The following is a 19122-nucleotide window of genomic DNA, read 5'->3' as shown; positions in this document are numbered from 1 at the left end:
CCGCTGGCTTGTTATCGGGATAAGGCTTCGACTTCTATTAATGCGAGGTCTTTCTTACGCAGGACCAGATTCACGCGGCGGGTTTCGATATGAACCGGGTCGCCCAGCGGCGCCACGCGCACGACCTGAAATGACGAGCCGGGCAGCATGCCCAGCGACAGCAGCTTTTGCCGATAGGCTGGGCTAATTTCGCGGGTAAAACCGGTAATTTTCCATGCACTGTCTGGAGTGAATTGCATAACGCCTGATTCCACGAAAGGTTAAATTATCTACTATGGGATGATAATGAGAATAGTTTTTATCAGCAATATTAAAACTGTGACGGAATGTTGTTTACGGTATTAATTTACGGCCTGTTTGACCTTGCTCAATATTTGCTGAATTGCCTGGAAAACGAAAAGGGGAGTATTTGTTAACGGGGTGATAATTAGTGGTTTAAATATGGCTATGCAATCGGTTTCATATATTTCGATATGATTATTCCCCTCATCCCGGCCCTCTCCCTTCTGGGGAGAGGGTTAGGGTGAGGGGCATTTACAACCTTAGCGTTTTTTACCCATCGCAGCCGCCAGCGCATCCATCATCGCGCTGTTGCCTGCAGGCTGAGCATCACGTCCGCGCGGTTTTGCCGCTTTCGCGGCGGGACGCTGCTGTTCGCGGCCTCCGCCATTGCCGCCGCGGCGCGCGTTGGTGTCGCCCGGCTGCTCGTCCAGACGCATGGTCAGCGCGATACGCTTGCGCTGCAGATCCACTTCCAGCACTTTGACCTTCACGATGTCGCCCGCTTTGACCACGGTGTGCGGGTCTTCAACGAACTTGTCGGCAAGGGATGAGATATGCACCAGACCATCCTGATGCACGCCGATATCCACGAACGCGCCAAAGTTGGTGACGTTGGTCACCGCGCCTTCCAGCACCATGCCGGGCAGCAGGTCGTTCATGGTTTCCACGCCGTCGGCAAAGGTCGCCGTTTTGAACTCAGGACGCGGATCGCGGCCCGGCTTTTCCAGCTCTTTAATAATGTCGGTGACGGTTGGCACACCAAATTTGTCGTCGGTGAAATCAACGGCTTGCAGGTTGCGCAGGGCGCTGCTGTCACCCATGAGATCTTTCAGCGCCTGCTGGGTGGCGGCCAGGATGCGTTCCACCACAGGGTACGCCTCCGGGTGCACGGTGGAGGCATCCAGCGGGTTATCGCCGTGGTTGATGCGCAGGAAGCCCGCACACTGCTCAAAGGCTTTTGGCCCCAGACGGCTCACCTTCAGCAGCTGCTGACGGTTCTGGAACTGGCCGTTCTCATCACGCCAGGCGACGATGTTCTGCGCCATCATGCGGGTTAAGCCCGCCACGCGGGTCAGCAGGGGAACGGAAGCGGTGTTCAGGTCAACGCCGACGGCGTTTACGCAGTCTTCCACCACCGCATCCAGCTTGCGCGCCAGCTGAGTCTGGCTCACGTCATGCTGATACTGGCCCACGCCGATGGATTTCGGATCGATCTTCACCAGCTCCGCCAGCGGATCCTGCAGGCGGCGAGCGATAGAAACTGCCCCGCGCAGGGAAACGTCCAGGTCCGGGAATTCCTGGGCCGCCAGCTCGGACGCGGAATAGACGGATGCCCCGGCCTCGCTGACGATCACTTTCTGTGCCGTCACTTTCGGGAACTGCTTCTGCACGTCGAGGTAAAAACGCTCGGTTTCACGAGAGGCCGTACCGTTGCCGATGGCAACCAGCTCGACGTTGTATTTTTCGCACAGCGCCGCCACCACGACGGCCGCTTTCGCTGCCTGGCCGGTGTGCGGATAAATGGTATCGGTCGCCACCAGCTTGCCGGTGCCGTCAACCACAGCGACCTTCACGCCGGTACGCAGACCCGGGTCGAGACCCATTGTCGCGCGCAGGCCGGCAGGGGCGGCCATCAGCAGGTCGTGCAGGTTACGGGCGAAGACGTTAATCGCTTCATCTTCGGCGCGTTCGCGCACGGTGCCCATCAGCTCGGTTTCGAGGTGCATCAGCACCTTGATGCGCCAGGTCCAGCTTACTACGCCTTTACGCCAGCTGTCCGCCGGGGCGTTGTTCAGGCGCAGGCCGAGATGGTCGATAATGATCTGCTCGCAGTGGCTCTCTTTCGGCGGCTCGTCAAACTGCGGATCGGCGTTCAGGGAGAGCTGGAGCACGCCTTCGTTGCGGCCGCGGAACATTGCCAGCGCGCGGTGGGAAGGGGTGGTGGAAATCGGTTCGTGGTGATCGAAATAGTCGCGGAATTTCGCGCCTTCTTCCTCTTTACCCGCGACGACGGTAGAGACGATGTGGGCATTCTTCCACAGGTAATCACGCACTTTAGCGAGCAGCGCGGCGTCTTCGGCGAAGCGCTCCATCAGAATGTAGCGTGCGCCGTCGAGGGCGGCCTTGGTGTCCGCCACGCCTTTGTCAGCGTCGATAAATTTCGCCGCTTCGGTTTCCGGATCGTGCGATGGCTCGTTCCACAGCAGGTCGGCCAGCGGCTCAAGGCCCGCTTCAATCGCAATCTGCCCGCGCGTGCGGCGCTTCGGTTTGTACGGCAGATAGAGATCTTCTAATTCGGTTTTGCTCAGGGTGCCGTTAATGGCGCTTTCCAGATCGCTGGTCAGTTTGCCCTGTTCGCCGATGGATTTGAGGATCGCCTGACGACGTTCTTCCAGTTCGCGCAGATAACCGAGACGGGTCTCCAGGTTACGCAGCTGCGTGTCATCCAGACCGCCGGTGACTTCCTTACGATAGCGTGCAATAAACGGCACGGTGTTCCCTTCATCAAGCAGGCGAACGGCAGCTTCTACCTGTTCGGCTCTGGCCTGAATATCACCCGCAATAATGCGGCAGAGCGAATCTTTCATCATGGCTTTATCATCTGTTGAGTCGAAAAAATCAGGGGATAGTTATACGGGCTGGCACGGCAAAATGCCAGCCGGGGAGGGCGCTCTCGGACTATTTTACGTAGACGATCTCATTGACGTACCAGCTGGCTTCACCGGCTGGAGTCTGCACGACGGCCAGATCGCCCACTTCCTTTTTCAGCAGCGCGCGGGCCATCGGGGAGTCGATGGAGATGTAATCCTTACGACCAAAAATTTCATCGTAGCCGACAATGCGAAAACGCAGGGTGTCACCATCGTCGTTTTCAATTTCCACCCACGCGCCGAAGAACACTTTGCCCTCCTGCTGCGGAGAGTAATCGACAATTTTAAGATTCTCGAGGCACTTCGTCAGATAGCGAATCCGGCGGTCAATTTCGCGTAGCCGCTTTTTGTTGTACTGGTAGTCAGCGTTTTCGCTGCGATCGCCCAGGCTTGCCGCCCAGGTCACCTTTTTGGTTACTTCAGGACGCTCTTCGCGCCAGAGGTAATCCATCTCTTTTTTGAGCTTTTCGTACCCTTCGCGGGTGATCAGGGGCGTTTTCATGGTAAAGCCTTTGCTGCCTGCCGGTTAACTGTCTTGCGCACAATACGTACCACACAGTGTAACAGACAGGATTAATAATGATTTATGTGATGAAATGAGCAGATAAGCTGCTGTTAAATATGCTTTGTAACAATTTCGACTAGAATTTATACCAGAATTAACTGGTCGAATACGTGCACTTTTTTAGAATACGCTGTTACAAAGACTATCCGAACCTTTGGGAGTACACACAATGCAAGAGAACTACAAAATTCTGGTCGTGGATGACGACATGCGCCTGCGTGCGCTGCTGGAACGTTATCTGACCGAGCAGGGCTTCCAGGTTCGTAGCGTCGCGAACGCTGAGCAGATGGACCGTCTGCTGACCCGTGAATCTTTCCACCTGATGGTTCTCGACCTGATGCTGCCTGGCGAAGACGGGCTTTCTATTTGCCGCCGTCTGCGCAGCCAGAGCAACCCGATGCCGATTATCATGGTGACGGCGAAGGGCGAAGAAGTTGACCGTATCGTGGGCCTCGAAATCGGCGCGGACGACTACATTCCAAAACCGTTTAACCCGCGTGAACTGCTGGCACGTATTCGCGCCGTGCTGCGCCGTCAGGCGAACGAGCTGCCGGGCGCGCCGTCGCAGGAAGAAGCCGTTATTGCCTTCGGCAAGTTCAAGCTGAACCTCGGCACGCGCGAGATGTTCCGTGAAGACGAGCCGATGCCGCTCACCAGCGGCGAGTTTGCGGTACTGAAAGCGCTGGTCAGCCACCCGCGTGAACCGCTTTCCCGTGACAAGCTGATGAACCTGGCGCGCGGTCGCGAATACTCCGCAATGGAACGCTCTATCGACGTGCAGATCTCCCGTCTGCGCCGCATGGTGGAAGAAGATCCGGCGCATCCTCGTTATATTCAGACCGTATGGGGTCTGGGCTACGTGTTCGTCCCGGACGGCTCTAAAGCATGAGGCGAATGCGCTTCTCGCCGCGAAGCTCGTTTGCCCGCACCCTGTTACTGATCGTCACCCTGCTGTTCGTCAGCCTGGTGACGACCTACCTGGTGGTGTTGAACTTTGCGATCCTGCCGAGCCTCCAGCAGTTTAATAAGGTCCTGGCCTACGAAGTACGTATGCTGATGACCGATAAGCTGCAGCTGGAGGACGGCACGCAGCTCGTCGTTCCTCCGGCGTTTCGCCGTGAAATCTACCGTGAACTGGGCATTTCGCTCTATTCCAACGAAGCGGCGGAAGACGCTGGCCTGCGCTGGGCGCAGCACTACGAATTCCTAAGCCAGCAGATGGCGCAGCAGCTGGGCGGTCCAACGGAAGTGCGCGTTGAGGTCAACAAAAGCTCGCCCGTCGTCTGGCTGAAAACCTGGCTGTCACCCAATATTTGGGTTCGCGTTCCGCTGACCGAAATCCATCAGGGCGATTTCTCACCGCTGTTCCGCTATACCCTGGCGATTATGCTGCTGGCGATAGGCGGCGCGTGGCTATTTATCCGTATACAGAACCGACCTCTGGTCGACCTGGAGCACGCTGCGCTGCAGGTCGGTAAAGGGATTATTCCTCCTCCGCTGCGCGAGTATGGCGCCTCGGAAGTCCGTTCAGTGACGCGTGCCTTTAACCATATGGCGGCAGGCGTGAAGCAGCTGGCGGATGACCGTACGCTGCTGATGGCGGGCGTCAGCCACGACCTGCGCACGCCGCTAACGCGTATTCGTCTGGCGACGGAGATGATGGGAGAAGAGGACGGTTACCTTGCCGAGTCCATCAATAAGGACATTGAAGAGTGTAACGCCATCATTGAGCAGTTCATCGACTACCTGCGCACCGGGCAGGAGATGCCAATGGAGATGGCGGATCTGAACGCGGTGCTGGGCGAAGTGGTGGCGGCGGAAAGCGGCTACGAGCGCGAGATTGATACTGACCTTCAGGCCGGTGAAATTCAGGTTCGTATGCACCCGCTCTCCATTAAACGTGCGGTCGCCAACATGGTGGTCAACGCGGCGCGCTACGGCAACGGCTGGATTAAGGTCAGCAGCGGGTCTGAGCTCAACCGCGCCTGGTTCCAGGTGGAAGACGACGGTCCGGGCATCAAGCCCGAGCAGCGTAAGCATCTGTTCCAGCCGTTTGTGCGCGGCGATAGCGCGCGCAGCACCAGCGGTACGGGCTTAGGCCTGGCGATTGTGCAGCGTATTGTGGATAACCACAACGGACTGCTGGAGATTGGCACCAGCGAGCGCGGTGGGTTGAGCATTCGCGCCTGGTTGCCGGTTCCGGTGACGCGAGGGCAGGTGAAAGAGAGTTGAAAAAAGGGTGGCACGAGCCACCCTTTTTTGTAGGTCGGGTAAGGCGAAGCCGCCACCCGACATGGACTACAGTTTTGGACCCGCGCTCACCAGCGCAGCACCCGCCGGGGTATCGGTATACTTCTCGAAGTTCTCAATAAACAGCTTCGCCAGCGATTCCGCTTTCTCACGCCACTGCTCCGGCGAACCGTACGTATTGCGCGGGTCGAGGATATGCGTATCCACACCCGGCAGCGACGTTGGGATCGCCAGGTCAAACATTGGCAGCGTGAAGGTTTCGGCGTCGTCCAGAGAACCATCCAGAATGGCGTCGATAATGGCGCGGGTATCTTTGATAGAGATACGTTTGCCGGTGCCGTTCCAGCCGGTGTTCACCAGGTATGCCTGCGCGCCGGATGCCTGCATGCGTTTCACCAGCACTTCAGCGTACTGCGTCGGGTGCAGCGACAGGAAGGCCGCGCCGAAGCAGGCGGAGAAGGTTGGGGTTGGCTCCGTCACGCCGCGCTCGGTACCCGCCAGCTTGGCGGTGAAACCGGAAAGGAAGTGGTACTGCGTCTGGCTGGCCGTCAGGCGAGACACCGGAGGCAGAACGCCGAACGCATCCGCCGTCAGGAAAATAACCTTCGTGGCATGACCCGCTTTTGACACCGGCTTCACGATATTGTCGATGTGGTAGATCGGATAAGAGACGCGGGTGTTTTCCGTTTTCGACGCATCGTCGAAGTCGATGGAGCCGTCGGCACGCACGGTGACGTTTTCCAGCAGCGCATCGCGACGGATCGCGTGGAAGATATCCGGCTCGGCCTCTTCAGACAGGCGAATGGTCTTCGCGTAGCAGCCGCCTTCAAAGTTGAATACGCCATCGTCATCCCAGCCGTGTTCGTCATCGCCAATCAGGCGACGTTTTGGATCGGTGGACAGGGTGGTTTTCCCGGTGCCGGACAGGCCGAAGAAGACCGCCACGTCGCCTTTTTCACCGACGTTAGCCGAGCAGTGCATGGAGGCGATGCCCCGCAGCGGCAGCAGGTAGTTCATGACTGAGAACATCCCTTTCTTCATTTCGCCGCCGTACCAGGTACCGCCGATCAGCTGGATACGCTCGGTCAGGTTGAAGGCCACAAAGTTTTCGGAGTTCAGACCCTGCTCTTTCCACTGTGGGTTGGTGCATTTCGCGCCGTTCATCACGATGAAATCAGGGGTGAAGTCCTGCAGCTCTTCGTCGGTTGGACGGATAAACATGTTTTTCACGAAATGCGCCTGCCAGGCCACTTCGGTGACAAAACGCACGGAGAGACGGGTATCGGCGTTAGCGCCGCAGAAAGCGTCGACAATAAACAAACGCTTGCCGGAAAGTTGATGGGTGACGAGCCCTTTCAGGTGCTGCCAGGTTTCCGGGGAGAGCGGTTTGTTGTCGTTCTTCCCTTTGCCCTTGTCAGCCCACCACAGCGTATCGCGGGTGGTTTCGTCTCGGACGATATACTTATCTTTCGGCGAACGACCGGTAAAGATACCGGTATCGACGGCGATAGCACCAAGATTCGTCAACACACCACGCTCGTATCCTTCCAGTGCTGGATTGAGCTCTTCCTGATACAGCGTATCGTAGTCGGGGTTGTAGACGATTTCCTGGACGTCGTGAATACCATAAGCCTTGAGATCTTGCGGGGTTAAACCAGTAACACGCATATCACTGCTCCTTAGCCAATATGTACTGCCTGAAATTGTAGGGTTTTTCTGAGGTTGTTTACCGCGACGGGGCTCATAGATTCACGCATCTGGACAAAACCCTTACTAACGGAAAACGCTGCGACTCCAGTCACGGCGCAGGCGGATTATCGCAGGAATCGCTTTTTGGGTGGGGAAAATGTTCCGAAAAGGTTAAAGGCTGGTGATTTTATCGGAAAGAATGTGAATGTAATCGCATACACGTAAGAAAATTACGTAAGAGTTACATTGGGAAAACGATTCAGCTTGGGTGGCGTTTTTACCCCTCACCCTCTCCCCTTTGGGGAGAGGGTGAGGGGAAAGAGAGCTTTAGTGAACCTGCGGATCCGCCGGGGAGGCGTTGTTGCGGATCTCAGCGATATCCATCGAATTGAATACATAGTGCGTACCGCAGTAGTCACAGTGCATATCAATTTCGCCGTCTTCCGCCATGATGCTGTCGATCTCTTCATCCGGCAGGGTTTTCAGTGCGCCAGCGCAGCGCTCGCGGGAGCAGGTGCACTTAAACTCCACGGACTGCGGGTCGTAGACGGTCACTTCTTCTTCGTGGTACAGACGCCACAGCACGTCGGTCGCCGACAGGTTGAACAGCTCTTCCGCCTTGATGGTTTCGGTCAGCGTCGCCAGGTGCTCAAAATCATTGGTCTGAGCGTCCTGGGCAGGCAGAACCTGCAGCAGCATACCGCCCGCAGCAGGCTGGCCGTCCACTTCACCGGTGCGGATGAACAGACGCGTCGGCAGCTGCTCGGAGCGCATGAAGTAATCTTCCAGGCAGGCTGCCAGGGTATCGCCTTCCAGACCGACCACGCCCTGATAGCGCTCACCTTCCTCTGGGGAGATGGTGATCACCAGGTAGCCGTTACCTACCAGCGTTTTGAGGTCAGCATTTTCTGGCACGTCGCCCTGAACGCGCGCCACGCCGCGCATCTGCTGCTGGTTATTGCCGTTGATGACCGCCAGCGTCATCGGGCCGTCGCCCTGCAGCTGCACGGTGATATCCCCGGCAAACTTCAGCGTTGCGGTAAGCAGGCTGGTGGCAACCAGCAGTTCGCCCAACAGGGTCTTCACCGGCAGCGGGTAATTGTGGTTTTCCAGAATCTGTTTCCAGGTTTCGGATACGGTGACCAGCTCGCCGCGCACGGCGAATTGTTCAAACAGATAGCGGTGTAATTGGTCGTGTTGGGCCATTTTCATCTCTCGTGCGGGTGAGGTTAATCAGTCTCACCGTGTTTAAATTTCATCAGATCGCGGCGCTCTTTTTTGTCCGGCCGCCGGTCCGGGTGTGGCATCGTCAGCGCGTTCATTTTGCGCGCCAGCGCGGTCTTCTCGCGCTTTTCAATGCTCTCCGCCGTCTCTTCATAAAGCATTACGGCTTCCGCTGCGGGTCGACGTTGTTCGGTAATGGCTTTAACCACCACCGTACGTTCATCGTTGCCCTGACGCAGCGTTAAGGTGGCATTCAGCTCAACCAGCTTGCTCGGTTTGCTGCGCTGGCCGTTGTAATGCACTTTTCCGCCGTCAACCATCTCGCGGGCAAGGGCGCGTGTTTTGTAAAAACGCGCTGCCCACAGCCATTTATCCAGTCTTACCCCGTCTGAGGGTTTTTCTTTCATGGCGTCTCCTTCACGGTCAGTGAGGGGATCATCTGGCGATAGTCGTTCAGTCCCGGGTGGCGCAGATAGCTTTTTTCAGCCAGGCCAGAGTCAGGATTGGTAACGCCCAGACAGTAGCGAATGCCAAACCTTGCGGCAGAATCCAGAATGGGCTCGCTGTCATCAATGAACAACGTACGTTCCGGCTGCAAACCCGTCTCTTCCTTCACCGCATGCCACAACCGCTGATCCTCTTTCGGATAACCAAATGTGTGGGTGGAAAGTAATAAATCAAGGTGCGACGCCAGACCCGTATGTTCCAGCTTCACCGCCAGATTATGTGGATGCGCGTTGGTCAGCAAGATACGACGCTTGCCGCTTGCTTTCAGCGCATCCAGAAAGGGCAATGTATCTTCGCGCAGAACGGCGCGCGGGCCCTGGGCGGTAGTCATGGCACAAATATCCAGACCGAGGCGCTCGCTCCAGTAGTCAAGACAGTACCAGTTTAGCGTATGTTGCACGGCGCTATATTGCGAACGAATGAATGCCTGCGCTTCTGCCGGGGAGATCCCCTGCTGTTCGCCATAGGTTTCTGGAACCAGCGTTTGCCAAAAATAGTTATCAAAGGCGAGATCGAGCAGCGTGCCGTCCATATCCAGCAGAACGGTATCAACCTCCTGCCAGGCGATATCAAGATGCATTAGGGGAACTCCAGCCAGAAGAAACGTGCGCGACAGGGTAGCACATCTTGTCGCGCAACGACGTTATCAGATCAGGCTCTCAGACGAGGGGATCAGCTTAGGATTGAGGCAGTTTTCGTAATATTGCTGGATGTCGGCAAGCCGCGTGCGCGAGCGCTGGTAGCGGCGCAGGGCCATAAAACCGTTCCAGAAAATGGCGATCAGCATCGCGGTCATCAGCAGCGAGGTGCCGATGTAGCGCCACAGCCCAGCGCTATCCGGCATCCGGTGCAGGCCGATATGGCGAGTGCCGTTGGCGTCGGTATAAATACTCGTGACAATCCCTTCTGCGCTGAACGGCGTTTGCATCAGCATCTGCGCCAGGCGCTGGAATTGGCTCCACTGCTCCTGCGCCGGATAATCATAAAGCGCCACCTGCGGATAAGGCTGATCGACCAGGTCGCTGCCCTCATCGCTTGCAATTACAAAGCCGCCCGGTGCCGGGCTGTTCAGCGCCTGAGCCGCACGGGTGGTCTCGCGCATCATGAACGGTGACGTCGAGGTGGCGACCAGGTTATCAAGAGATTCAGCGCTAACCGGCCGCAGCAGCACGTTGACGCCATCCAGCCGTCCCGCTTCGGCGCGTTTCACCAGCGAGTCCCAGTCTTTACTGTTCCCGAGGTTTACCAGGGCATTTTTAAGACGTATGCACTCATCCTGAGAGGAACAAAGATCCTGCGTTTTCAGGACTATGTCACCAAAATCATCCAGCAGAACCATGCCTGATTTTTGAATGGCCGAACGCAGTGCGGGACTAACGCGTGAATCATCGTCCGGTTTCGGGTGCAGCTGGCGGTTAACCGTCTGGGTAAGAGCCGTGGCTTTATTCACGACTTCGGATTCCGGCAGCGGCAGCGGCGGTGCGTCGTTCCAGATAATTTGTGAGCAATCGAACGGCATAAACGGTGAGTTCTGGCGCATGTTCCACGCCCCCGGGGTGTGAATATTACACATCCCGGTTCCCTTCAGGCGCAGCGTGTCCCCCACGCGCACACCGGCTTCATCCAGTTTGTTGACGCTGGTCGCTTCAATGGTTTGCGCCCCTTTGATCCACGACAGGGTGAATTTAATGGGCATATCCAGCGGCACGAAAAGCAGCAGCATGACTAAGACCAGCGCGGCGCCGCCGGCAATGACCGTGCTGCGAAGCCAGTGCTGAAGCGGAAAATTTTTCACTTCATCATGCAGGGATAAGAAGCGCCCCTGACGCACAACGTGGCGGTCAAGGTAGATATCAATGTCGGTTTTCTGCCCCAGGTCCTGCGCGATCCACGGTTGCCAGTGGCGCGGGTAGATCAGGTCGATAATACCGAGCGAGATATTGTTGAGATGTTCCTGATCGTTTTCACCGAAGAGGCCCCAGCGCTTTGGCGTTCCGCGCAGGCAGTGGATTTCGCGCAACGAGGTTTTGGCCGGTGGGGCAAAGAGCCCCCAAAGCCCGCCCGCCAGCAGCAGAACCGCACCGCCAGCCAGCCAGGGGACAAACACATCCGGCGTGAGGAGGCAGATAAAAAAGAGCAGGAAGGCAGCAACGATCAGAATGGCTTCGCGGATGCCGTCCGGGCGGCTCAGAGCGTACTCTTCATGGGTTTCCTGGCGAATATTCAGCAGTTCAATCTGCTCAGTCTCTTCGCCACGAATGGAGGCCTGCGTTGAACTGGCGCGTTCCAGCGCAAAACGAGGGGCTTCCTGAAGGTATTCATTCAGCGTATGGCCGTTAAGCGAGATAACCAGGGGCAACGAGTCGGTGTGAATCAGCTCAACGCTGTTTTCGTCGTTAATGTATTGCTCCCAGGACGGGGGCAGATGCACTTCGACGGAATCAAGGTAATAGCGCCATTTGTTAGGGTCATCAGTAGTGATGCCATAGCGCGTGATGGAGCGCGTCACGCAGAGCACGGTATCACTTTGTGCATTAAGATTTAGCGCGACGGGCGCAGCGGTGGCTCCCGTTGGCCCAGGCGTTAATTGAGTACGGTTCAGGATTTCGAGATAGTTTTCAACCGCATCGCGCTCGTCTTGCGTAAGTTTACGCGTGCTTGCACCCGCAAATGCATTTAAAAAGGGCAGGCGATAACGGCGCTGTACGCGGCGCCTGTAAAACCACCCTGCAACCAACGCACCGGCCAGCATAGCAGCGAGAACAATCAAAATGGTGCTCATGCTTTCCCCATCTTACTTATCTTCTTACAGGTGTAGTCAGTAGCACCTTTACATTGAATGAGAGTCTGTGGTTGGCTATCGGCAAGTATGGAGTCGAACTTGAGCATTCTGAAGCGCATCCCAGTGACCGGTGATGATAGCAAAGCCTGTTATGGCGCGATATCAGCAAATTCCTGGAAACATTTCAACCTCTTGACATTTGTTTTGAATTGAGGATTGATCTCAAATACGTTGCATAAATGTAAATAAAGAACAATTGACATTGCCGAAACCGTGCAGCGTATCGCACAATAACGCCAGTTCTCACTGCTAAGACCCATCAAGATGAGCAAACCACTACAAAAACCCACCATTCTGAATGTTGAAACTGTCGCCAAATCGCGCCTGTTTAATGTCGAAAGTGTGGATCTGGAGTTCAGCAACGGTGTGCGTCGCGTTTATGAACGTATGCGCCCTTCTTCGCGCGAAGCGGTGATGATTGTTCCCATTGTTGACGATCATCTGATTTTGATCCGCGAATACGCTGTGGGAACGGAATCTTACGAGCTCGGGTTCTCGAAAGGGCTTATCGACCCGGGTGAAACCGTCTTTGAAGCGGCAAACCGCGAGCTGAAAGAAGAGGTGGGGTTCGGGGCGAATGAGCTTTCATTCCTGAAAAAGCTGAGCATGGCACCGTCCTATTTTTCCAGCAAAATGAATATTGTGGTGGCTGAAGATCTCTATCCTGAATCGCTGGAAGGGGATGAGCCGGAGCCGTTGCCGCAGGTTCGCTGGCCGTTAGCGCACCTGATGGATCTGCTGGAAGACCCTGACTTTAATGAGGCCCGCAACGTGAGCGCGCTGTTCCTGGTACGGGAGTGGTTGAAGGGGCAGGGGCGACTGTAGTGGCCTGATGTACTCACCCCAACTCTCTCCTGAGGGAAAGGGAGCAAACACAAAAACGGCAACCAGAGGTTGCCGTTTTGCTTTGTGGTTAGAACAGCTCGTGCGTTTCGCCGTTATCGATAATCTCTGTACCCACCTCGTGCACCGCCTGTGTGGTTGGCTGGGTGCCCTCAATGAAATACTCTTCGCGACTATTACCGCCGTTGGCAAGCTGACCGGTGCTACGGTCAATATTGACCGTCACCACGCCTGGCGGCGGCGTTAACGGCTGCTCCGGCACACCTTCAAGAGCGGACTTCATGTAGGCATCCCAGGCCGGCTGCGCGCTCTTCGCTCCGCCTTCGTAGCCGGAAATCTGATCCTTAATCGCGCCGGATGCCGTGGTACGACCTAAATCACGGCGGTGATCGTCGAAGCCGATCCAGACTGATGTCACCACGCCCGGGCCGTAGCCGGAGAACCACGCATCTTTCGAGCTGTTGGTTGTACCCGTTTTACCGCCGATATCATGGCGCTGCAAATCACGCCCTGCGCGCCAGCCGGTACCCTGCCAGCCCGGTTCACCGAAGATGTTGGTGTTCAGCGCGCTCTTAATCAGGAACGACAGCGGCGTGTTGATCACATGCGGTGCGTACTCCTGCGCGCCGGTCTGCGCCACCAGTGCCTGGTTCGCCTGCTCGAGCTGCGGCTGCGGCACAACGCCGTTCTGCTGCTCCTGCGACACGGCAGGGTCTTCCATGTCCTTATTCTCAAGCACCTCGGATTTCGGCGTATTGCCGTAAATGACCGGGATATCGCACTCAGGACAGGCAATTTTCGGCTTCGCTTCGAACAGCACGCCGCCCTGATCGTTCTCGATTTTACTGATGAAGTACGGGTCAACCAGGAAGCCGCCGTTAGCCATCACCGAGTACCCGCGGGCGACCTGAAGCGGCGTAAACGAGGCCGAGCCTAACGCCAGCGACTCGGTGCGAACGATGTTCTGTGCCGGGAAACCAAAGCGCTGCAGATACTCTGCGGCATAGTCAACGCCCATCGCGCGCATGGCGCGCACCATCACCACGTTTTTCGACTGCCCCAGACCCTGACGGAGACGAATAGGACCGGCATACTCCGCAGGGGAGTTCTTCGGCTGCCAGTCGGAACCCGCACCGGCATCCCAGCGGGAGATTGGCACGTCGTTGAGGATGCTGGCGAGGGTCAGTCCCTTATCCATCGCGGCCGTGTAGAGGAACGGTTTGATATTGGAACCGACCTGACGCAGCGCCTGCGTGGCGCGGTTAAATTTGCTCTGGTTGAAATCAAACCCGCCGACCAGGGCCAGGATCGCACCGTTCTGTGGATTGATTGAGACCAGGGCCGAGTTGACGTCCGGCACCTGTGCCAGCCACCAGGCTTCGCCTACTTTGCGCACCCAGATTTGCTGCCCGGTCTGAACTGCATCGGTCACTTTACGCGGCGTTGCGCCCTGTAGGGTATCCGAGCGGTACGGACGCGCCCAGCGGACACCGTCCATGCGCAGAGAGACGGAGGTGCCGTCCGCGAGCGTCGCAACGGCTTCCTGAGGATCGGCCTGCGTCACCACGGCAGGCAGGAGCGGACCATAGGTTGGCAGCGCCTTCAGCGTACTGGTGATTTTTTTGCTGTCCCACGCGCTTTCGCCTACTTTCCAGAGCACGTTTGACGGGCCGCGATAGCCGTGACGCATATCGTAGTCCATCACGTTGTTCCGTACCGCTTCCTGAGCCGCCTGCTGGACTTTGCGGGTGACGGTGGTGTACACGCGATAGCCATCTTCATAGGCCTTGTCACCATAGCGATTCACCATCTCCTGGCGAACCATTTCGGTCAGGTAAGGAGATGCAAAGGCGATCTCAGGGGCGTGGTAGTTAGCGTCAATGACATCGTTACGCGCCTGGTCGTATTCGCTCTGGCTGATGTAGCCTTCGCTCAGCATACGTGACAGGACGACGTTGCGACGCGCGGTGGCGCGATCGAGCGAGTAAAGCGGGTTAAACGTGGATGGTGCTTTTGGCAGCCCGGCTATGGTGGCCATTTCGCTTAAGGTGAGTTGCTCAACAGGCTTGCCGAAGTACACCTGTGCGGCAGCCCCCACGCCATAGGCGCGGTAGCCCAGGTAGATTTTGTTGAGGTACAACTCAAGGATTTCGTCTTTGCTCAGCAGCTGCTCAATACGGATCGCAAGGAACACCTCTTTGAGCTTACGTATTAGCGTTTTTTCAGGGCTGAGGAAGAAGTTACGCGCCAGCTGCTGCGTAATGGTGCTCGCCCCCTGAGAGGCGTGACCAGAAAACAACGCAATGCTCGCGGCACGGAAAATTCCCACCGGATCGACACCGTGGTGCTCGTAAAAACGGCTGTCCTCCGTGGCGATAAAGGCTTTCACCATCACGGGTGGAATTTGGTTTAAGGTCAGCGGAATACGGCGCTTCTCGCCATACTGCGCCATCAGCTCGCCATCGGCGCTATAGACTTGCATCGGAATCTGGAGGCGCACATCGCGAAGCGTGGCGACATCAGGCAGCTGTGGCTCAATATATTTGTACAAACCGTAAATCGAGCCTGCTCCCAGCAGAATGCAACAGACTGCAAGGATGAATAAATACTTTACGAACTTCACCGGAGATTTCCCATTTGGTTTCACTTGGGCAGTTTCTAAACAATCGCGCGGTAGTATAAAGGCAAGCCTGATTCATTGATATAGCCGTCAAGACGACGGGCGATAAGGAGATCGTGAAGCATGGCTTTCAAAATATGGCAAACGGGCGTTCATATTCAACAGGATAGGGTGCGAATCGTCTCGTTGGCCCGGGAGAGGTCTGGCTGGTGCTTACGCCGCTGGTGGGCGATACCTCTGGCCGAAGGTATCATTCGTGACGGCAAAATTTGTCAGCCAGAACAGATGGTTGATGCGTTACGCGACTGGCGAAAAACGCTGCCCCACTACCACCGCGTGTTCCTCTCTTTCCCGGCAGCACGCACCCTGCAGCGGTCGCTTCCCCTTCCGGCCGCTGCGCTGCGCGACAGCGAGCAGCTCACATGGCTCGGTGCGGCGCTCGCGCGAGAACTGGAGATGTCTGCCGAAACGCTCTGTTTCGATTACGCGCAGGATACCTTCAGCAATACCTTTCACGTGACTGCCGCGCAAAATAACGAGGTCGACACCCTACTGGCGCTGGCGAAAACGCTGCGTTTGCGGCTGGTAACCATTACTCCGGATGCCAGCGCGCTGGCGAATCTTCTTCCTGCGGTGGCACCAGCGAAATGCATCGCCTGGCGGGACGATCGGCAGTGGCTCTGGGCTATGCGCCACCAGTGGGGACGCCGCTTAACTACCGAAGCAGAAAGCATGGCTGAGCTGGCGGCGCTGCTGGCTCTTGGGCCGGATGACATCGCGCTGTTTGATAGCCGACGTGACCCGTGGGAAATCCTGGAACGTTACCATGCTCCATTACCGGACTGCGGCGCTGATTATACCGTTGCGCTGGCTTTGGCCATGAGCGAGGTACCCGCATGAGCATCATGAACTTTCTGCCGTGGCGACAGCAGCGGCGCTCGCGATGCCTGCGCTTCTGGGGCGCAATGTGTGTCGGCACAGTGCTGTTGCTGTTCGTGACCATTTTCTGTCTGCGGATGAACCATCTCGTGAAGCTGCGCGCGCTGCAAACGGATCTGACGGGAATGCAGACCGTGCAGCACGCGCTTGTTGCCCGGCAAAGACTGACCGCACAGGCGCAGATGCCCGTGCAGACCGTGCAACAACGGGCATGGCAACCGGTGCTGGAATCCCTTTCCCGCGCCGTTCCGGCACAGGTCTGGCTGACGGAGTTGCGCTATCAGCCCCCTGCTCTGATGCTGAGAGGGTATGCCATAACCCTGCCGGCCCTGTCTGCTCTGCGCGATGCGCTTGGCCTAATAGCGGATTTTACGCCCGGGACGACGGGTGAGCTTCGGCAGGACAGCCAGGGGCGATGGATGTTTACCCTTCATCTTAAAAGCGAGGGGTAACGCGTGGATACCCTGTTAGAACGCTGGTGCGAAAGCCGTCCCTGGAATCGGGTGCTCTTCTGGTTTCTGGCGAGCCTCCTGGCTGGACTGGCAGCGTGGGGCACCATGCTCAGACCGGTAGGCGGGCAGAGTGCCGAACGACAACGCCAGCTGATTCAGGACGTGAGGACGAATGCAGCGTTATGGTCTGCCGTCAGAAAGACGCCGTTTCGTCCGAAAATAACGGAAGCACTGGAGAAGACGCCGTTCTCCCCGCTCGATTTTCAGGGCGATGACGCGACGCTCGTTCACTGGAAGCCGCTACAGAACGGAGGAGAACTGATGCTGGAGGTGGAGTGGCAGGCTATCCCGGCGCTTTTTTCCCGGCTGGCGCAGCGGGATGTGCAGATCGCTGCTTTCGCGATTACACCACATGGCACAGCGTTGCGCCTGCGGCTGGAGCTGGAACATGCGAAATAGCACGCGATGTTTGCTGGTTTGCTCTGCGCTGCTACTGACCGGTATGCGCGATCCCTTTCACCCGCCGGACGATCCCTGCGCCATTGCCGAGCTGGCGCAGTGGCACTATCGCGGCATGGTGGGAGGACAGCAGGCTATCGGCATTTTACAGGATGGGCAAAAGCGCTGGTATCGGCTGAAAACGCATGAGCGCTTTCCGGAAGGCTGGACGATAACAACCATCAATGAAACGGAACTGGTTGTTGATGTGGGTGACACATGTGAACCAGGAAAATGGACGTGGCAACGAGAAGGAACGGATAAGAATGAATTTACGGATAATGCTGTGGCTGCTGGCGTTCAGCCATCCGCTGTGGGCCGCCGCGCCAAAACCGGTCACGCTGGTGGTGGATGACGTTCCTGTAGCCCAGGTACTACAGAGTCTGGTTGCCCAGGAGAATAGAAATCTGGTGATATCGCCTGATGTCGGCGGCACGCTTTCGCTCAATCTGAAGCGCGTCCCCTGGCGACAGGCATTACAGACGGTTGTCGCCAGCGCTGGCCTCGTTTTGCGAGAGGAGGGCGGCATTTTTTATGTGTATACCGCGGCCTGGCAGCGTGAACAGCAGGAACGCTCGGAACAGGAGCGGGCCCGAAGACAGCTTGATGCGCCGCTGGTGTCTCACAGCATCGCTTTTTCCTATGCCGATGCCGGAGAGCTGCAGAAAGCCGCGGAAAAACTCCTGAGTCCAAAGGGGAGTTTATCCGTTGACACGCGTACCAACCGGCTGCTGATTCGGGATAACCAGACGGTGGTGGAGACTCTACAGCGCTGGGCCGCCCAGATGGATATTCCCGTCGAACAGGTCGAGCTGGCGGCGCACATTGTGACCATTAATGAAAAAAGCCTGCGCGAGCTAGGGGTGAAGTGGAATCTCGCCGACGCCACCGACGCGGGCAAAGTTGGACAGCTCACCACGCTTGGCAGCGATCTTTCCGTTGCCAGCGCCACCAGCCACGTGGGTTTTAACATCGGACGGATCAATGGTCGGCTGCTTGATCTGGAACTCTCTGCGCTGGAGCAAAAACAGCAGGTCGATATTATCGCCAGCCCGAGGCTTCTGGCCTCGCATATGCAACCAGCCAGCATCAAGCAGGGGAGTGAGATCCCGTATCAGGTCTCAAGCGGTGAAAGTGGGGCGACCTCAGTTGAGTTTAAGGAGGCGGTATTAGGCATGGAGGTCACGCCGGTGGTATTGCTGGGGGGGCGCGTGCGCCTGAAATTGCATATTAGTGAAAATATGCCGGGGCAGGTTCTGCAGCAGGCTGACGGCGAAACGCTGGCGATCGACAAACAGGAGATTGAAACCCAGGTGGAGGTAAAAAGTGGAGAAACGCTGGCGTTGGGCGGAATTTTTTCGCAGAAAAACAAAACCGGCAGTGACAGCGTGCCCGGGCTCGGGAAAATCCCCTGGCTTGGGCAGCTTTTTCGTCACGATGGTAAGGATAATGAACGGCGCGAGTTAGTGGTGTTTATTACGCCACGTCTGGTCGGTATTCGCTGACGGGTAACGATCCCCGCAATGATTTTGCATTCAGTTTGTTGCAGATGTTTGACGTGGGGCATGAATTAGCATACAAGGAGTACCGATTTGAGTTGGACTTACGTCTTATTACCTTATGCGCCCGACGCGGTGATTTAATCAGTTGCCAAACAAGCCGGAGTATTGAGATAATTTTTAGTCTGACTCTCGCTCTATTGCATATGAGGTTTCAGTTCATGTCCTGCTACGCTGGGTGTCTGCGAAGCGGGGATTACC

At 56.8% G+C, this 19122-nt stretch carries 17 protein-coding genes; 8 read left to right on the top strand and 9 right to left on the bottom strand.

What is annotated here, in order from left to right; translation table 11 throughout:
- Positions 1 to 11 precede the first annotated feature (11 nt).
- From feoA to greB, 3 genes are all read right to left on the bottom strand, one after another.
- A complete protein-coding gene (gene feoA, locus ACW9E7_RS18850) occupies positions 12 to 239 on the bottom strand; it encodes a ferrous iron transporter A (RefSeq protein ID WP_008503050.1) in 228 nt (75 codons plus the stop codon).
- 303 nt (positions 240 to 542) lie between these two features.
- Positions 543 to 2873 carry a Tex family protein gene (locus ACW9E7_RS18845; RefSeq protein WP_458728202.1) on the bottom strand — a complete coding sequence of 777 codons (2331 nt, stop codon included), beginning with the start codon at positions 2871 to 2873 and terminating at the stop codon, positions 543 to 545.
- Between the two features lie 88 nt (positions 2874 to 2961).
- The gene (greB, locus tag ACW9E7_RS18840) at positions 2962 to 3435 is read right to left on the bottom strand and encodes a transcription elongation factor GreB (protein ID WP_458728201.1); all 474 of its coding nucleotides are present in this window, start codon (positions 3433 to 3435) and stop codon (positions 2962 to 2964) included.
- A 232-nt stretch (positions 3436 to 3667) separates the two neighbouring features.
- On the opposite strand from greB, the gene ompR reads away from it, so the two are divergent.
- Positions 3668 to 4387, top strand: coding sequence for an osmolarity response regulator transcription factor OmpR (gene ompR / locus ACW9E7_RS18835; RefSeq protein ID WP_001157751.1), 720 nt, complete (start codon positions 3668 to 3670; stop codon positions 4385 to 4387).
- Entirely contained in the window at positions 4384 to 5730 is a 1347-nt protein-coding gene (gene envZ / locus ACW9E7_RS18830; RefSeq protein ID WP_008503047.1) for a two-component system sensor histidine kinase EnvZ, read from the top strand. The genes ompR and envZ overlap by 4 nt, the downstream gene beginning before the upstream one ends.
- 66 nt (positions 5731 to 5796) lie before the next feature.
- Here envZ and pckA read toward each other — a convergent pair whose 3' ends face one another.
- From pckA to ACW9E7_RS18805, 5 genes are all read right to left on the bottom strand, one after another.
- Entirely contained in the window at positions 5797 to 7416 is a 1620-nt protein-coding gene (gene pckA / locus ACW9E7_RS18825) for a phosphoenolpyruvate carboxykinase (ATP) (protein WP_248235478.1), read from the bottom strand.
- Positions 7417 to 7764: 348 nt separating this feature from the next.
- Entirely contained in the window at positions 7765 to 8649 is an 885-nt protein-coding gene (gene hslO / locus ACW9E7_RS18820) for an Hsp33 family molecular chaperone HslO (protein WP_161495995.1), read from the bottom strand.
- 17 nt (positions 8650 to 8666) lie between these two features.
- A complete protein-coding gene (gene hslR, locus ACW9E7_RS18815) occupies positions 8667 to 9068 on the bottom strand; it encodes a ribosome-associated heat shock protein Hsp15 (protein WP_458728200.1) in 402 nt (133 codons plus the stop codon).
- Positions 9065 to 9748, bottom strand: a complete 684-nt coding sequence (yrfG, locus tag ACW9E7_RS18810) for a GMP/IMP nucleotidase (protein ID WP_127732494.1) — start codon at positions 9746 to 9748, stop codon at positions 9065 to 9067. Before yrfG ends, hslR begins: the two co-directional genes overlap by 4 nt.
- 66 nt (positions 9749 to 9814) lie before the next feature.
- Complete coding sequence (locus ACW9E7_RS18805) at positions 9815 to 11950, bottom strand: intracellular growth attenuator family protein (protein ID WP_458728199.1); 2136 nt, start codon at positions 11948 to 11950, stop codon at positions 9815 to 9817.
- 324 nt (positions 11951 to 12274) lie between these two features.
- Here ACW9E7_RS18805 and nudE point away from each other — a divergent pair, with 324 nt between their 5' ends.
- The gene (nudE, locus tag ACW9E7_RS18800; RefSeq protein WP_008503041.1) at positions 12275 to 12835 is read left to right on the top strand and encodes an ADP compounds hydrolase NudE; all 561 of its coding nucleotides are present in this window, start codon (positions 12275 to 12277) and stop codon (positions 12833 to 12835) included.
- An 88-nt stretch (positions 12836 to 12923) separates the two neighbouring features.
- On the opposite strand, the gene mrcA is transcribed toward nudE, so the two are convergent.
- Positions 12924 to 15476 carry a peptidoglycan glycosyltransferase/peptidoglycan DD-transpeptidase MrcA gene (gene mrcA, locus ACW9E7_RS18795; protein ID WP_458728198.1) on the bottom strand — a complete coding sequence of 851 codons (2553 nt, stop codon included), beginning with the start codon at positions 15474 to 15476 and terminating at the stop codon, positions 12924 to 12926.
- 120 nt (positions 15477 to 15596) lie between these two features.
- Between mrcA and pilM the strand changes: the two genes are divergently transcribed.
- Genes pilM through hofQ form a run of 5 tightly spaced genes read left to right on the top strand, consistent with a single transcriptional unit; the run spans position 15597 to position 18867 of the window.
- Positions 15597 to 16373, top strand: coding sequence for a pilus assembly protein PilM (gene pilM / locus ACW9E7_RS18790; protein ID WP_127732488.1), 777 nt, complete (start codon positions 15597 to 15599; stop codon positions 16371 to 16373).
- Positions 16370 to 16864 carry a PilN domain-containing protein gene (locus ACW9E7_RS18785; protein WP_458728197.1) on the top strand — a complete coding sequence of 165 codons (495 nt, stop codon included), beginning with the start codon at positions 16370 to 16372 and terminating at the stop codon, positions 16862 to 16864. Before pilM ends, ACW9E7_RS18785 begins: the two co-directional genes overlap by 4 nt.
- A gap of 3 nt (positions 16865 to 16867) precedes the next feature.
- Positions 16868 to 17323: a HofO family protein gene (locus ACW9E7_RS18780; protein WP_458728196.1), complete on the top strand. Its 456-nt coding sequence runs from the start codon at positions 16868 to 16870 to the stop codon at positions 17321 to 17323.
- Positions 17313 to 17717: a HofP DNA utilization family protein gene (locus ACW9E7_RS18775; protein ID WP_133295253.1), complete on the top strand. Its 405-nt coding sequence runs from the start codon at positions 17313 to 17315 to the stop codon at positions 17715 to 17717. The genes ACW9E7_RS18780 and ACW9E7_RS18775 overlap by 11 nt, the downstream gene beginning before the upstream one ends.
- A complete protein-coding gene (hofQ, locus tag ACW9E7_RS18770) occupies positions 17629 to 18867 on the top strand; it encodes a DNA uptake porin HofQ (RefSeq protein ID WP_458728195.1) in 1239 nt (412 codons plus the stop codon). Before ACW9E7_RS18775 ends, hofQ begins: the two co-directional genes overlap by 89 nt.
- Positions 18868 to 19122 lie beyond the last annotated feature (255 nt).

The organism is Enterobacter sp. H2G27, from assembly GCF_054403075.1.
The sequence above is the reverse complement of the archived record's forward strand: the minus strand, read 5'-3'. Positions and strand labels throughout refer to the sequence as shown.

Coding starts and splice junctions, on each gene's coding strand:
- envZ (WP_008503047.1), top strand. CDS start 4,384: ATGAGGCGAATGCGCTTCTCGCCGCGAAGCTCGTTTGCCCGCACCCTG.
- pckA (WP_248235478.1), bottom strand. CDS start 7,416: ATGCGTGTTACTGGTTTAACCCCGCAAGATCTCAAGGCTTATGGTATT.
- hslR (WP_458728200.1), bottom strand. CDS start 9,068: ATGAAAGAAAAACCCTCAGACGGGGTAAGACTGGATAAATGGCTGTGG.
- ompR (WP_001157751.1), top strand. CDS start 3,668: ATGCAAGAGAACTACAAAATTCTGGTCGTGGATGACGACATGCGCCTG.
- yrfG (WP_127732494.1), bottom strand. CDS start 9,748: ATGCATCTTGATATCGCCTGGCAGGAGGTTGATACCGTTCTGCTGGAT.
- ACW9E7_RS18805 (WP_458728199.1), bottom strand. CDS start 11,950: ATGAGCACCATTTTGATTGTTCTCGCTGCTATGCTGGCCGGTGCGTTG.
- ACW9E7_RS18775 (WP_133295253.1), top strand. CDS start 17,313: ATGCGAAATAGCACGCGATGTTTGCTGGTTTGCTCTGCGCTGCTACTG.
- hslO (WP_161495995.1), bottom strand. CDS start 8,649: ATGAAAATGGCCCAACACGACCAATTACACCGCTATCTGTTTGAACAA.
- greB (WP_458728201.1), bottom strand. CDS start 3,435: ATGAAAACGCCCCTGATCACCCGCGAAGGGTACGAAAAGCTCAAAAAA.
- ACW9E7_RS18785 (WP_458728197.1), top strand. CDS start 16,370: ATGAGCATCATGAACTTTCTGCCGTGGCGACAGCAGCGGCGCTCGCGA.
- ACW9E7_RS18845 (WP_458728202.1), bottom strand. CDS start 2,873: ATGATGAAAGATTCGCTCTGCCGCATTATTGCGGGTGATATTCAGGCC.
- hofQ (WP_458728195.1), top strand. CDS start 17,629: ATGAATTTACGGATAATGCTGTGGCTGCTGGCGTTCAGCCATCCGCTG.
- nudE (WP_008503041.1), top strand. CDS start 12,275: ATGAGCAAACCACTACAAAAACCCACCATTCTGAATGTTGAAACTGTC.
- feoA (WP_008503050.1), bottom strand. CDS start 239: ATGCAATTCACTCCAGACAGTGCATGGAAAATTACCGGTTTTACCCGC.
- pilM (WP_127732488.1), top strand. CDS start 15,597: ATGGCTTTCAAAATATGGCAAACGGGCGTTCATATTCAACAGGATAGG.